Annotated in this window: 18 protein-coding genes; 5 read left to right on the top strand and 13 right to left on the bottom strand. The window is 64.5% G+C overall.

The features are described from left to right. Positions 1 to 10: 10 nt before the first annotated feature. Positions 11 to 268 (top strand): hypothetical protein, encoded by a 258-nt coding sequence (locus IM737_RS14135; RefSeq protein WP_236894707.1) that lies wholly within the window; start codon positions 11 to 13, stop codon positions 266 to 268. 1 nt (position 269) lies between these two features. Here IM737_RS14135 and IM737_RS14130 read toward each other — a convergent pair whose 3' ends face one another. The 6 genes from IM737_RS14130 to trhO all read right to left on the bottom strand — a co-directional run bounded on the left by IM737_RS14130 (position 270) and on the right by trhO (position 4000). Beyond that, positions 270 to 515, bottom strand: a complete 246-nt coding sequence (locus tag IM737_RS14130; protein WP_236894705.1) for a hypothetical protein — start codon at positions 513 to 515, stop codon at positions 270 to 272. Between the two features lie 110 nt (positions 516 to 625). Beyond that, entirely contained in the window at positions 626 to 1429 is an 804-nt protein-coding gene (locus tag IM737_RS14125; protein WP_236894703.1) for a lysophospholipid acyltransferase family protein, read from the bottom strand. Further along, on the bottom strand, positions 1426 to 1815 hold the full coding sequence (locus tag IM737_RS14120) for a Fur family transcriptional regulator (protein ID WP_236899929.1): 390 nt from the start codon (positions 1813 to 1815) through the stop codon (positions 1426 to 1428). Before IM737_RS14120 ends, IM737_RS14125 begins: the two co-directional genes overlap by 4 nt. Positions 1816 to 1905: 90 nt before the next feature. Further along, on the bottom strand, positions 1906 to 2385 hold the full coding sequence (rimI, locus tag IM737_RS14115) for a ribosomal protein S18-alanine N-acetyltransferase (protein WP_236894693.1): 480 nt from the start codon (positions 2383 to 2385) through the stop codon (positions 1906 to 1908). After that, positions 2382 to 2981 (bottom strand): tRNA (adenosine(37)-N6)-threonylcarbamoyltransferase complex dimerization subunit type 1 TsaB, encoded by a 600-nt coding sequence (gene tsaB / locus IM737_RS14110; protein WP_236894691.1) that lies wholly within the window; start codon positions 2979 to 2981, stop codon positions 2382 to 2384. Before tsaB ends, rimI begins: the two co-directional genes overlap by 4 nt. Further along, complete coding sequence (gene trhO / locus IM737_RS14105; RefSeq protein ID WP_236894689.1) at positions 2978 to 4000, bottom strand: oxygen-dependent tRNA uridine(34) hydroxylase TrhO; 1023 nt, start codon at positions 3998 to 4000, stop codon at positions 2978 to 2980. Before trhO ends, tsaB begins: the two co-directional genes overlap by 4 nt. Positions 4001 to 4190: 190 nt before the next feature. Here trhO and IM737_RS14100 point away from each other — a divergent pair, with 190 nt between their 5' ends. Then, a complete protein-coding gene (locus IM737_RS14100) occupies positions 4191 to 5393 on the top strand; it encodes a hypothetical protein (RefSeq protein ID WP_236894686.1) in 1203 nt (400 codons plus the stop codon). After that, positions 5369 to 6160: a methyl-accepting chemotaxis protein gene (locus IM737_RS14095; RefSeq protein ID WP_236894684.1), complete on the top strand. Its 792-nt coding sequence runs from the start codon at positions 5369 to 5371 to the stop codon at positions 6158 to 6160. The genes IM737_RS14100 and IM737_RS14095 overlap by 25 nt, the downstream gene beginning before the upstream one ends. Positions 6161 to 6318: 158 nt before the next feature. Here IM737_RS14095 and IM737_RS14090 read toward each other — a convergent pair whose 3' ends face one another. The 7 genes from IM737_RS14090 to IM737_RS14060 all read right to left on the bottom strand — a co-directional run bounded on the left by IM737_RS14090 (position 6319) and on the right by IM737_RS14060 (position 11613). Then, a complete protein-coding gene (locus tag IM737_RS14090; RefSeq protein WP_236894682.1) occupies positions 6319 to 6612 on the bottom strand; it encodes a hypothetical protein in 294 nt (97 codons plus the stop codon). 26 nt (positions 6613 to 6638) lie between these two features. Continuing rightward, positions 6639 to 7886, bottom strand: a complete 1248-nt coding sequence (locus tag IM737_RS14085; protein ID WP_236894680.1) for an NAD(P)/FAD-dependent oxidoreductase — start codon at positions 7884 to 7886, stop codon at positions 6639 to 6641. Between the two features lie 144 nt (positions 7887 to 8030). Further along, positions 8031 to 9071: a LacI family DNA-binding transcriptional regulator gene (locus tag IM737_RS14080; protein WP_236894678.1), complete on the bottom strand. Its 1041-nt coding sequence runs from the start codon at positions 9069 to 9071 to the stop codon at positions 8031 to 8033. 76 nt (positions 9072 to 9147) lie between these two features. Next, the gene (locus tag IM737_RS14075) at positions 9148 to 9480 is read right to left on the bottom strand and encodes a hypothetical protein (RefSeq protein WP_236894676.1); all 333 of its coding nucleotides are present in this window, start codon (positions 9478 to 9480) and stop codon (positions 9148 to 9150) included. Continuing rightward, positions 9477 to 10364 carry an NAD(P)-dependent oxidoreductase gene (locus IM737_RS14070; protein WP_236894674.1) on the bottom strand — a complete coding sequence of 296 codons (888 nt, stop codon included), beginning with the start codon at positions 10362 to 10364 and terminating at the stop codon, positions 9477 to 9479. The genes IM737_RS14075 and IM737_RS14070 overlap by 4 nt, the downstream gene beginning before the upstream one ends. Next, a complete protein-coding gene (locus tag IM737_RS14065; protein WP_236894672.1) occupies positions 10361 to 10861 on the bottom strand; it encodes a gluconokinase in 501 nt (166 codons plus the stop codon). Before IM737_RS14065 ends, IM737_RS14070 begins: the two co-directional genes overlap by 4 nt. Continuing rightward, positions 10858 to 11613, bottom strand: a complete 756-nt coding sequence (locus tag IM737_RS14060; protein ID WP_236894670.1) for an SDR family oxidoreductase — start codon at positions 11611 to 11613, stop codon at positions 10858 to 10860. The genes IM737_RS14065 and IM737_RS14060 overlap by 4 nt, the downstream gene beginning before the upstream one ends. A 90-nt stretch (positions 11614 to 11703) precedes the next feature. Here IM737_RS14060 and IM737_RS14055 point away from each other — a divergent pair, with 90 nt between their 5' ends. Continuing rightward, a complete protein-coding gene (locus IM737_RS14055; RefSeq protein WP_236894668.1) occupies positions 11704 to 12651 on the top strand; it encodes a 2-hydroxyacid dehydrogenase in 948 nt (315 codons plus the stop codon). Further along, positions 12651 to 13682 carry an L-idonate 5-dehydrogenase gene (locus IM737_RS14050; protein ID WP_236894666.1) on the top strand — a complete coding sequence of 344 codons (1032 nt, stop codon included), beginning with the start codon at positions 12651 to 12653 and terminating at the stop codon, positions 13680 to 13682. Before IM737_RS14055 ends, IM737_RS14050 begins: the two co-directional genes overlap by 1 nt. Positions 13683 to 13717: the final 35 nt, after the last annotated feature.

Here is a 13717-nt window from a genome sequence, read left to right as displayed (position 1 = left end):
AGGGGCCAAGATGACGCTTGAATTGATCGATATCGCCGTGCGGGACAAGGCGCCCCATCCACGGTTGGAGGGCCGCACAACCGGCCATGTGCGCGCCGTGCTCAGCGAGACGCAGGACGGCCACGAGCAGACGCACGAACTGGCTATTCCGGTATGGGCCGATATGGCCGATGGCGCGAGCGATGCTGACATCGACATGGCGCTGATGCTCAAGGCTGCACGGATTATCGCGCGGCTCAAGGCGAGTTTGGGCGGTCCGGTCGCTTGACCTACGCCTTGTTGGCCAGGCCTTCGAGAAAGTCGCGTTGGCTGCGCGACAGACCGCCGACTCGCGGCGCCGGCGCCTGTGGCTGTGCCGGTGCTTCTACGGAGACATGGCGATATTTGGGGGCATGCGCGTAATAGGCCGCGGCCCGGGCCAGCACGGCCTCGCGACGCAGGCGGCGTTCGTCGCGCACGAACCAGGTGATCGTCACGATCACGATCGCCCACATCGCCACAACCTGCCAAACCATCGCCGCCTCCATGAAATCAAGGCAGCTATAGCTAACGAAGCGCTAACGGGCGAACGGATGTCGCCGTTAGCATTACTGGGTAAAGTTGTATGGATCAGGCGGTGCCCGGACTACGCCACCTTCGCCGGCAAGCTCTTGCCACGGTTCAGGCTCACCAGCATGGCGCGGACATCATCCTCGGCCGCCTTGGTGACCCGCTTGCGGTTATCGGTCTCGCTCAGCGGTCGCGGCACCCCGAAGGCCACCGTCACGTCCTTGACCGGGCCGCCCAGGATTTCGCGGATATTCTGCCTGACCGACTTGGACTTGATCCAGGCGATCAGCGATCGATCGGTGCGGCCGACGGGTAGCCCCTGGAGCCTGACATAGGCGATGGTCAGCGGCTGGATCAGAACGTCCCTGGCGCCCGCATCGATCATGGCATGCTGCGCCGCGCCGACCAGTGCCGAGCGGAAGGGCAGCACATGAGTGCCGATATCGGACTGGCCCTCGGCGAACAGCAGCACGGCATTGCCACCAGCCATGTGGGCGCCCATTTCGGTCGCGGTGCGGCCGGCATCGCTGCGCCGGGTGCGATCGACGAAAATAGTCTTCTGCAGCCGCGCCATCATGCCCACAAAAAACCACTCGCCCACCTCGCGCTTGGCGACGAAGGTGACATCTGCGACGGAGCCGATTGCGATGATATCGGTCCAGGAAATGTGGTTTGAGACCAGCAGCGTGGCGCGCCCGGTGGCCGGCTGGCCGATGACGGTGACGCGCAGACCCAGGAATATGCAGCCGACGCGGTGGAAGAAGCGTGGCAGCACATTCCAGAACGGCAGCCTGAACGCGTTGATCAGCGCCTGGGCCGGAATGACGACGATGAGGACGGGGATGTAGACGAAGACGAAGAACAGCACGCGGAAGATCATTTTTTCCCCTTGCCGTCTCCCTCGATCGGCACCGCATAAAGCTCGAGCCGGTGATCGACCAGCCGATAGCCGAGCCGCTTGGCGATGACCTCCTGGATGGCCTCGATTTCCTCGTTGCGGAACTCGATGACGCTGCCCGAGCGGATGTCGATCAGGTGGTCGTGATGCTCGTCGGGAATGAGCTCGAAGCGGGCGCGGCCATCCTTGAAGTCGTGCTTGGTGACCAGACCTGCCTCTTCGAACAGGTTGACCGTGCGATAGACGGTCGAGAGGGAAATGCGGTCGTCCACCGTGGAGGCGCGGCGATAGAGCTCTTCCACATCAGGATGATCGGTTGCCGCCTCGATCACCCTTGCGATGACGCGGCGCTGGTCGGTCATCCGCATGCCCTTGGCGACGCAGGCCTCTTCCAGCGTTGGATCCGTCTGGCCTCTGCTCACGCGCCGCCTCCGCTCTGCTCAGTGATCCAGACCGGGTTACCCAAGATCGCGCGCCATGACAAGCGCGGTGGCAGCCGAGCCATCCGGCTTGGGATAGTAGCCCTTGCGCGCGGAAATGGTGGTAAAGCCCGCCTTGCCATAGAGCTTGATGGCGGCGGCATTGTCTTCGCTGACTTCGAGGAACATGCGGCGGGCGGGCGACATCATCAGATCGTCGAAGGTGGCCTTGAGCAAGGCCTGGCCGACGCGCTTGCCGCGCCATTTGGGATCGACGGCAATGGTCAGCAGTTCGGCCTCGTCGGCGGCGATGCGAATGAGCGCGAAGCCGGCGATTTTCCGCTTGGCGTCGCAAGCCACATAGACCGGCGTATCGGCCTCGTTGAGGAAGCTGGTGAACTCGCCCGCCGGCCAGCCGCGATAGAAGCCCTGGGCGTGAATGCGGGCCAGATCGCTGGCGTCCTTGGGCTGCCCAGGCTCGATATGCAGGCCCGCTGGAGCCATCCACAGCTTGATCATGAATTGAGCCTTTCGATCCGGGCCGCCGTCTGCGGCTTGGCGTCGGCATCCCTGACATAGTTGGGGTCGGGCGGATGGGTCAGGGGATCAGCGGTCGCGCCGTAACGGGCGACAAGGCCAATATCGACGAAGGGCGAGCTGATCAGCGTCGTGCCTGGCACCGTCGCCGCCTGGGCGATCACCATAGGCAGCAGGTCAGCCTGGGTGAGCGGCTGGCCCGGGCCGGCAAAGGTCTGGAAATAGGCTTCGTCCCGCCGCGCATCGAGCAGGACCGTGCTGGGGCCTTCGGCGCTCAGAGACAGGGCCAGGAGGCTCGGCACGCCGATGACCGGGATACCGCGTGCGAGGCCAATGCCGCGCGCGGCGCTGAGGCCGATGCGCAGGCCGGTAAACGAGCCCGGACCTGTGGTGGTCACTACGCGTGTCAGGTCCGCATAGGTCGCGCCGTGGCGGGCCATCAGCGCGGCGATGCGGCCGAAGATCAGCTCGGCATGGCCGGTGGCGATATCGTCCACCGACACATCCCGCGTACCGTCTGCCAGCAGCAGGCCCAGTTGCAGGCGGGGCGCCGCGGTATCGATTGCGAGCACGGTCATTGGCCGGATGCCTTGTTGCGAGCCCGCGAGGTTTCGGCCAGCAGGCGCTTGGCGGCCTTGCGCTCGGCGGCAATGGTCGCTGCGGCATCGCCCAGATGGGCCAGGCCTTGGCGCTTGGCCAGATCCATCTGCTTCTGCCGCTCGACGGCGGCGGCATGCTTGGCCTCATCCCCGGCGCAATGCGGGCAGCTGACGCCTTCGACATAGGCGGGGTCAGCACGGTCGACTGATGTCAGCGGATGGCGACAGGCCCGGCAGAGTGTCGCATCGCCCTCGACCAGGCCATGGCCCACCGACACGCGCTCGTCGAAGACAAAGCATTCGCCGGCAAAGCGGCTTTGCTCCTGTGGCACCACTTCGAGATATTTCAGGATACCACCGCGCAGGTGGAAGACTTCCTCAAAACCCTTGGAGAGCAGGTAGCTCGACGCCTTCTCGCAACGGATGCCACCGGTGCAGAACATGGCGACCTTCTTGTCGCGCCGCGGATCGAGGTGGGTTTCCACGTAATCCTTGAACTCGGTGAAGCTCTGTGTGCTCGGGTCCAGCGCCCGCTGGAACGTGCCGAGGCCGACCTCGTAGTCATTGCGCGTATCGACCAGCACGACGTCGTTGCGCTCGATCAGCGCGTTCCAGTCCTGGGCCTCGACATAGGTGCCGACGGTCTTGGCCGGATTGGCCTCCGGCGCGCGCAAAGTCACGATTTCCGGCTTGAGGCGGACTTTCATGCGCAGGAACGGCATGTCCTCGGATGTCGAATACTTGACCTCGGCCCCGGCGAGTCGTCCGCCCATCACCGGGCCAGCGAAGAGCCAATCGGCGAGTTCATCGATTGCGGCCTCGGTGCCGGCCACGGTCCCGTTGATGCCTTCTGGGGCGAGGATCAACGTGCCCTTGATGCCGCGCCCACAGCACAGTTCCGCCAGCACCGGCTGGATGGCTTCGGCATCCGGCAGGTCGGCGAATTTATAGATCGCCATCACCTTAAAGGGCGGCTGTCTGGTTTCCATCGGGGTCATGCGTCCGCTCATAGCATCGCAATGGTCTGCGGCCAAACCGAGAAATCGATAGGAGTCTAGACGGGAAGGAGCACAGCTCGCCTGCCTTGGCCACGGCCCCGGTCAACTCGTTCCATCGTGGTAAACAAGGTATTCACAATTAATTATCGCCTAGGAATTTAAGTTGGCAGGAATTTGGGGAGGTCTGTTCATGCGCCTAGCGCGGTTTGCTTTAGTTTCTGGTCTGGCGGTAGCGACCATTGCAACAATCCTGGCAATTTCCAGCCAGGTTCAGGATTTTGATGCCACGCGTCGGGAGCAGGTGCTGGTTGATCAGAGCATCGATCAACTGCTCAGCAGTTCCGAACTTTCAGACGCCACAGCGCGAATCAAGTTCGATGTCGTGCAGGTGCAGCAATGGCTTACCGATATTTCCGCAACGCGGGGGCTCGATGGGCTTGATGACGGCTTTGACCAGGCTGCCAATTATGCCGCCGCCTTCGCGGCCGACTTGGCGACGGCGCGTGCCCTGGCCCTCGAACTCGACGATGCCGAGATGCTGGCGGCGATCGATGGCCTGAACGTAGCCTTTGAGCCCTACTATGCCACCGGCCAGCGCATGGCTCAGGCCTTCGTGGAAAGCGGACCGGCGGGTGGTAACGCGCTCATGGGTGAGTTTGATGCCACAGCGGAGACCATCACCGGAGAACTCGATCGGCTTCAGGGCATCAGCGAAGCCTACCGCGCCCATGTGCAGGCCGTTCGCGAGGACAATACCCGCACCATAGCTGCCGCACGGGACCATCAAGCCCTGGTTCAGGTGTCCACCTTCGGCGTCTTGGTCATCTTCATTGTGCTCATGACGCTATTTGTGGCGGTCTATGTGCTGCGTCGCCTGCGATCGATTTCGGCGCAGCTCCTGACCATCGCCGAGGGCGACTACTCCCTGCCGGTCTATGGCTCCCGCTCCTGGGACGAACTCAAGGCTATCGCCTCTGCCGCTGAAGTGTTCCGCCACAACGGCTTGCGCCTGGCCGAAATGTCGGCCGAGGAGATCGCCCAGTCCACCGCCCGGCGCCAGGAGCGCGCCGCCATGATGCAATCGCTGCAGGATGCCTTTGGCGAGGTCGTTGACGCGGCAGTCGCAGGCGATTTCGGCAAGCGTGTCCCAGCCGGGTTCCAGGACGAGGTGCTCAACCGGCTGGCTGGCAGCGTCAATCATCTGGTTCAGACCATCGATACCGGCCTGGCCGAAACCACTGTGGTCCTGTCAGGACTGGCGCGCTACCAGTTGGGCCTGCGCATGACCGGAGATTTCCAGGGGGCGTTTGCCCGCCTACGCGACGACACCAACGCCGTGGCCGAAATCTCGAACACGTGGTTGGACAGTTGCGCACCTCCTCACGGGCGCTAAAATCGGCCACCGGGGAAATCCTGGCCGGCGCGAACGACCTTGCCGATCGCACCAGCCGCTCGGCCGCTTCCGTCGAGGAAACCGCAGCTGCCATCGAACAGCTCAGCCAGACCGTGCTTGAAAATTCACAGCGCGCCAATGCCGTGGTCGAGACGGTCCAGACCGTCAACCAGACTGCCGAACGCACAGGCCAGGTCATGCAGCAGGCCGAGGATGCCATGGCGCGTATCACGACCTCCTCCGGTCGCATCTCCAATATCATCGGCCTGATCGACGATATTGCCTTCCAAACCAATCTCCTGGCCCTGAACGCCTCAGTCGAGGCAGCCCGCGCCGGGGATGCCGGCAAGGGCTTTGCCGTGGTCGCCATCGAGGTCAGGCGTCTGGCGCAGTCGGCCGCCAGCGCGTCGGCCGACGTCAAGGTGCTCATCGAGGAGTCCTCGGTCGAAGTGACGGCCGGGACGCGCTTTGTCGCCGAAGCGGCCGAGAATCTGGGCACTGTGTTGACCGATATCCGCACCAGCAGTCAGTTGGTCGCCAGCATTGCCAAGGCCAGTAAGGAGCAAGCCGTCACCATCGGCGAAGTCTCGGGCGCCGTACGCCAGGTCGATGAGATGACCCAGCACAATGCTGCGCTGGTCGAGCAGACCAATGCCGCGATCGAGCAGACCGAGCGCCAGGTGGCCGAACTCGACCGGATTGTGGATGTATTTGTACGGTCGGACCCTGCCCAGGGCCACGTTCGGGCCGCGGCGCGCGCTGCCTGATCGTCCTAAATCGCCTGCGCGACTTCCTACACATGTCCGGACGGATCGGCGAAAGCCGCCGTCCGGCGACCCTGGGCAGGTCGCGTCACCACTTCGATTGCACTGAGTTTCACGCCCTGCCTTGCCGAACTGTCGTTTGGCAAAACGCCAGAACGACATCAGCTCGGAAACACCCGCAACACGCGCAGCCGCTGCGGTAGGGCGGCCGATTTTCGCCTCCGTTCCACTGCCTTGCAGGTCTTGATGATGCCGCGCGTCTTCTTGATCACGCCGATACCCAGGCCCGGCAGCTTCAACAGGTCGGCGCCTTCCATCGCGTCGATTTCGCCCAGCGTCTTGAGGCCTGCTGCCTGTAGGCGCTTGCCGGTGCCGTCGATTTCCTTGAGGTCGATCACTGCGATCTGCTGCCATTTGACCGCGCCGCGCAGCCACGCTCGATAACTATCTGCCATGGCAGTACCCTAGACGATGGCGCGGCTCAGAGGAACCGCTCCATGCCGAATGGCTTGATATCGATGGCGGTTTTCTCGCCGGTCATCGCCTGGGCCAGCAATTCGCCAGTCGCCGGGCCCAGGGTGAAACCGTGATGGGCGTGGCCGATGCCGGCATAGAGCCCGTCATGCTTGGGAGCCTTGCCGATGATGGGCATCATGTCAGGGGTGCAGGGTCGCGCGCCCTTCCACGGCTCGGGATCGCGGCGGTCGCCCAGGGGGAACAGTTCCTTGGCGGCCGCTTCGGCCTTGCCGAGCTGGATCGGGGTCGGCGCGGCATCGCGCAGGGCGAATTCGGCGCCGGTGGTAAGGCGGATACCCCGTGCCATGGGGGCGATGACATAGCCAACTTCGGCGTCGAGCAGCAGGTTGTTGAGCTTGGCATTGCCTTCGGTGCCGTAATGCATGTGGTAGCCGCGCTTGACGAAGAGCGGCAGGCGATAGCCCAGCTTGTCGAGGAGATCAGGCGCCCACGGCCCAAGGGCCACCACGGCCTGCTTGCCTGACAGGCGCGCGCCATTGGCGGTGACGCTCCAACCGGACGCATCCTGGGTCAAATCCTTGGCTTCGCCCTGCACGAAGGTGCCGCCCAGCTTTTCGAAGAGCTTGAAATACTGCGATACCAGCTCGCCCGGATTGGTCACCGTCCAGGGGTCGGTCCAGTGGATGGCGCCGGCCAGCCCGCCTTTGAGGTCCGGCTCGATGGTCTTGAGCTCAGGCCATTCGACCACGCGGTGGCTGATGCCGAAGCGCTCCTTGTCCGCCTGGGCCTTGGCCGCCTCCTTGCGCAGGCCTTCATCGCTGCGGAACGCCAGAAACCAGCCGCCCTTCTGGATCAGCGCCGCAGCATCCGGGCCGGCTTGCTCGATCAGATCCTGATGGGCGATGATCGAGCGGCCGATCAGCGGCGCATAGCTGGCCACCACCCGCTTGTAGCTCTCGGGCGAACTGGCCCACCAATAGCGCAGCAAAGCTGGCGCCAGCCGCGGCAAGGCCAGGGGCTCGTAGCGAGCGGCGGTGCTCAGATGCAGCCCCACCTGCATCAGCATGGCCAGATCGCGCGGGAAGGCATGCGGGCGCACGCCCTCGCGCTGGATGATCCCGGCATTGCCGAAACTGGTCTCTCGCCCCGGCTCGCGCTTGTCGATCAGCGTCACGCTACGGCCGCGCCGCAGCAGGTGAATGCCTGTCGACACCCCAACAATGCCCGCCCCCAGAATGATGACGTCACTCATGACCCGTTGATCTCCGCTCCAAACCCTGTGGACGGGATGCTAGCACAGCGATATCGGGAGTTTCATGCATTGCTCGCGCGTCTGCCCGGCGCCACGCGATGCTGTCCCGCGGTTTGCTCAAGTCGCGCAACAAAATCGCACGAGCTACCGCCCCGGGTTCGGGACCGGCTGGCCCTGCGTACTTTCGCGCACCAGCAGTTCGGGCACGATGGACTGGATGGGTTCTGGGGACTGGCCATCCATGAGGTCGAGGATGAGGCGTGCGGCCTGCTGGCCGATTTCGGTCGGGAACGGGTTGAGCGTGGTCAGAGGCGGGACGGAAATCTGGCCGATGTCATAATCGCCAAAGCCGGCAATGCTGATGCTGCCGGGCACGGCGATGCCGCGCCGCTGGCATTCGGTGAGGGCGCCGAATGCCGAGAGATCGGAGACGCAGATGACGGCTTCCGTATCGGGCATGGTGTCGAGCAGATGACCCATGGCCGCCGCGCCCTCGCGCATGGAAATGGGCGGAATGCCGACGGCGATCAGCCGGTCGGTGGCGAGGCCATGCCGCTCCACCGCGCGCAGAAAGCCCAGGCGCCGGTCAGCGCCACGCGTATCGAGGGTGGTGTCACCACCGATAAAGGCAATCCTGGTCTTGCCCTGCTCGACGAGGTGATCGACCAGCCGCTCGACGGCGGCGGCATTGGAGAAGCCGACGACATTTTGGATCGGATGCTCGGGCAGGTCCCAGGTCTCCACGACCGGGATGCCGGCATTCTCCAGCAGCCGACGGGCCCGTGGCGTATGCTTGCCGCCGGTCACCACGATGGCTTCGGGCCGACGGGTTAGCAATTGCTCGATCAGCCGTTCTTCCTGGGCCATGTCGTAGTCGGTGTAGCCGAGCAGAATCTGCAGCCCGCGCGGGCGCAGGACATCGGAGAGACCGCGAACGGTCTGGGCGAAATTGGCATTGTTGATCGAGGGGATGGTGACGGCGACGAAATTGGTTTTCTGCGAGCGCAGATTGGACGCCGTGCTGTCGAAGACATAACCGAGTTCATCGGCGGCGGCGGCAACCTTTTCCCGCGTCTTGGCGCTGACCGAGGTGCCATCCTTGAAGGCGCGACTCACGGTCATGGGCGACACGCCGGCGCGCTGAGCAACGTCCATCATGGTGGGCTGTTGTCTGGCGCTGACCATCAGTTCAAATCATCCGTGTTATCGTCACCATAGAGATCAGGAAGTGGTGGAGGCCGCAAGCGCGGCCCCCGCGGTGCTAGACGGGATAGTCGGTGGCCGTGGTGACGTGATGGTGGATGCGGCCATCGAAGAAGCGGGCCACCACCGATTCGGTGACGGCGCGCGATTGGGCGCGGATCGGGCTGGCCAAGGCTTGCTGCATGGCGGCCTGGTCGGGGTAGCTGACGGCCAGAATTAGCGGAAACTCGGGAGCGCCCTCGTCGCGGGCATCCGAAAAGCTCAGGCGGACCGCGCTGGCGCCGGGAAACTGCTTCCAGAGCGGCAGGAGTTCGGCGGTCACGGCAGCGCGGAAGGCGTCGACCTGACCGTTGCGGATGCTGCCCTCGAACAGGGCGTAGCGGGTAATCATGAGAACTGTTCCTTGTCTGGTCCCTTGAAGAATTCCATCAGCGCCGCCTGATCCTCGCCGCCGAGACCGGCCGAGGTCAGCATGCGGTGGATTTCGGCGCAGAGCGCCGTCAGCGGCATGGGCACGCGGGTCTGGCGGGCGAGGTCGATTGCGCCGTCGAGATCCTTGACCATGTTGTCGATGCGGCCGGTGCGGCGATAGTCGCGGGTGGCGAAGCGCGGCATGTATTCCTGGAGGATCGCGCTGTCGGCGCGGCCACCCCTCAGCGCGGCGGGCACCAGGCCGGCATCGACGCCGGCGGCCTGAGCCAGCGCCGTTGCTTCTGCGACGGCCAGAAAGCCCAGTCCGCAGAGCACCTGATTGATCAGCTTGGTGGCCTGTCCGGCGCTGACATTGCCCATGCGGGTCTGGTTGGAGGCGAGGTTGCCGAGGATGCGCTGGGCATCGGCGACATCGGCTTCGCTGCCGCCCTGCATCAGCGTCAACTGACCGATCGCCGCCTTGGGCGCGCCACCCGACAGCGGGCTATCGACCCAGCGCAGGCCGCGGGCCGCTGCATCCTCGGCCAGTTGGCGCGTGGCAGCGGGGTCGATCGATGACATGTCGATGATGAGCGTATCGGCATCGGCGCCATCGGCCACGCCCTGCGGGCCGAATACTGCCAGCCTGACAATGGTCGGTGAATTGAGGCTGACGACAACCGCCTCGACGCCGCGCGCCGCATCGGCCGCGCTGGCGGCTGCGGTGGCGCCGTGGGCCACGAGGGCCGCGACCTTTGCGGGATCGCGGTCATAGACCCGGAGGGTCGTGCCGGATTGGGCGAGGCGAGCGCCAATGGCGCCCCCCATGGCTCCGGCTCCGATGAGGGCGACGGGTCGGCTCATGATGATCCTTTCGTGAAGGCGGCGATGGCGGTTTCGACAAGGTGGTCGATCGGCATATCCATCGGCAAGGTCAGGGCTTCGTCCGGGCCGGGTGGCTCCAGCGTGGCCAGTTGGCTGTCGAGCAGGCTGACGGGCATGTAGTGACCCGGCCGCTCGCCCATGCGCTGGGCCAGGATGGCCCGATCGCCCGCCAGGTGCAGGAAATGCAGCGGCGTGCCTGAGCCGCTGCGCAGGCGTTCGCGATAGGCGCGCTTCAGCGCCGAACAGGAGGCGATGACGGGGGCGTCAGCGGCCAAAGCTGCCGCGACGGCATCGAGCCAGGGCCAGCGATCGGCATCGGTCAGCGGAATGCCTGCGGCCATCTTGGCGACATTGGCTTCGGGATGGAGCCGGTCGCCCTCGATGAAACGGGCGCCGAGGCGCTCGGCGAGTGCCATGCCCACCGTGGTTTTGCCGCAGCCGGACACGCCCATGACGACGACACGCAGGGCGCTCATAGTGAAGCCGTTATGCCGCCATCGACATAAAGGATGTGGCCGTTGACGAAGCTGGAAGCGTCCGAGGCGAGGAAAATTGCGGCGCCGACAAGTTCGTCGACATTGCCCCAGCGGCCGGCCGGGGTGCGTTTTTCCAGCCAGGCGGAAAATTGCGGATCGGCGACGAGGGCAGCATTGAGCGGGGTATCGAAATAGCCCGGGGCAATGGCGTTGCATTGGAGGCCATGTTTGGCCCAGTCGGTCGCCATGCCCTTGGTCAGATTACCCACGGCGCCCTTGGTGGCGGTGTAGGGGGCGATGGAGGGGCGGGCCAGGGCGGTTTGCACGCTGGCGATATTGATGATCTTGCCCTTGCCGCGAGCGATCATATGGCGGGCACAGGCCTGGCCGACATGGAAGACGCTGGCGATGTTGGTCTGCAGCAGCTTTTCGAAGGTGGCCGCCGGAAAATCCTCAAGCGGGGCCCGATGCTGCATGCCGGCATTGTTGATCAGGATGTCGATGGCGCCGCTTTCGGCCTCGAACTGATCGACGGCTGCCCGTACGGCTTCATGGTCGGTGGCGTCGAAGGCGAGCGTCGTGGCGCCGGGCAGCTGTGCCGCGGCTGCGGCCAGCTTGTCGGCGTCCCGGCCATTGAGCACGATTTGCGCGCCGGCGGCCACCAGGCCCTTGGCCAGGGCAAAGCCGATGCCTTGCGAAGAGCCGGTGATCAGCGCGCGTTGACCTTCCAGGTTGAACAATTGGATAGACACGGCACCTCCGAAATTTGCTCTCGACAAACGCTTCGTCAGCTGTTTTGATATCGATAACATTTTGTGTCAAGCCGGAATTGCAGCGATCACATGACCAAGCCCGAGATATTGCAGATGGGTCCCTACCCCGCCTGGGACCAGACGCCATTGGATGCCGAATATACCGCGCACCGCTATTTCGAGGCAGACGACAAGGCCGCATTCCTGGCCGAGGTCGGGCCAAGAATTCGTGGCATTGCCACACGCGGCGAGCTGGGCGCCAATGCCCAGATCATCGCGGCGTGTCCCAAGCTCGAAGTGATCAGCGTCTATGGCGTCGGCTTTGATGCTGTGGATCTCGATGCCTGCCGGGCGCGCGGCATCCGCGTCAGCAATACGCCCGATGTGCTGACCAATGACGTGGCCGATCTCGGCATCGCCATGATGCTGGCGCAGTCGCGCGGCGTGATTGGCGCCGAAACCTGGGTCAAGGATGGATCGTGGGCGAGCAAGGGGCTCTATCCGCTCAAGCGCCGGGTGTGGGGCAGGCGGGTGGGCGTGCTGGGTCTGGGCCGGATCGGATTCGAGGTCGCCAAACGCCTCGCCGGCTTTGACATGGACATTGCCTATTCCGACATAGGCGCCAAGGATTATGCCAGCCAATGGCAGTTCATCCCCGACCCGGTGGCATTGGCCCAGCGCTCGGATTTCCTGTTCGTGACGCTGGCGGCATCGGCGGCAACGCGGCATGTGGTGGGCAAGTCGGTGATCGAGGCTTTGGGGCCGGAGGGCATGCTGATCAATATTTCGCGGGCCTCCAATATCGACGAGAATGCGCTGATCGAGGCCCTCGGTTCGGGCCAACTTGGCGCGGCGGCACTCGACGTGTTCGAGGGCGAGCCCAAGCTCGACCCGCGTTTCCTGACGCTGGACAACGTGTTGCTGCAGCCGCACCATGCCTCGGGTACGGTGGAAACGCGCCAGGCCATGGGACAGCTCGTGCGCGACAACCTGGCGGCGCATTTTGCCGGCCGTCCTCTCCTGACCCCGGTGCTCTGATGCAAGCTATCGTTATTCACGCCGCCAAGGATTTGCGGATCGAGGAAAGCGCCGAGGAGGCGGTCGGGCCGGGCGAAGTCGGACTGCGGCTGGCGACCGGCGGCATTTGCGGCTCTGACCTGCACTATTTCAACCATGGCGGTTTCGGCACGGTCCGGCTGCGGGAGCCGATGATCCTGGGGCATGAAGTCTCGGCCGTGGTCGAAGAACTCGGCGAGGGCGTGACGGGTCTCGCAAAGGGGCAACTGGTTGCGGTGTCGCCATCGCGACCTTGCGGTAGCTGCCGCTATTGCGCCGAGGGCCTACCCAACCAGTGCCTCAACATGCGCTTTTACGGCTCGGCGATGCCGTTTCCGCACATCCAGGGCGCATTTCGCCAGAAGCTGGTGGCCAAGGCCAGTCAGTGCGCGGTCGCGGATGGGTTGAGTGCCGGTGAGGCGGCCATGGCCGAACCGCTGGCGGTAACGCTGCATGCGACGCGCCGGGCCGGTGACCTGTTCGGCAAGCGGGTGCTGGTGACCGGCTGCGGACCGATCGGTGTTCTCTCCATTCTTGCGGCGCGGCGGGCGGGGGCGGCCGAAATCGTGGCCACGGACCTGTCCGACTATACGCTGTCGATCGCACGCAAGGCCGGTGCGGATCGGACCATCAATTCCGCGAGCGAGCCGGATGCGCTGGCGGCCTATGGGGCCGACAAGGGCTATTTCGATGCCCTGTATGAGTGCTCCGGCGTGGCGGTGGCCTTGGCCGGCGGCATCGGGGCGCTGCGGCCGCGCGGCATCGTGCTGCAACTGGGGCTGGGCGGCGACATGAGCGTGCCCATGCAGGCCATTACCAGCAAGGAGCTGGAAATCCGCGGCTCGTTCCGCTTCCACAGCGAGTTCGCCATTGGTGTCGAGCTGATGCGCAAGGGGCTGATCGATGTGAAGCCGCTGATCTCGCAAACCCTGCCGCTTGTGCAGAGTGTCGACGCTTTCACCTTGGCATCGGACCGTTCGCAGGCGATGAAGGTGCAGATCGCATTTTCCTGACAGGACCGGCACGTGACGGATTTTGAAGTTTTCGA

Source organism: Devosia sp. SL43 (assembly GCF_021729885.1).
GTDB lineage: Bacteria > Pseudomonadota > Alphaproteobacteria > Rhizobiales > Devosiaceae > Devosia.
Note: the sequence above shows the minus strand (reverse complement) of the source record. Positions and strands in the feature narration are given on the sequence as shown.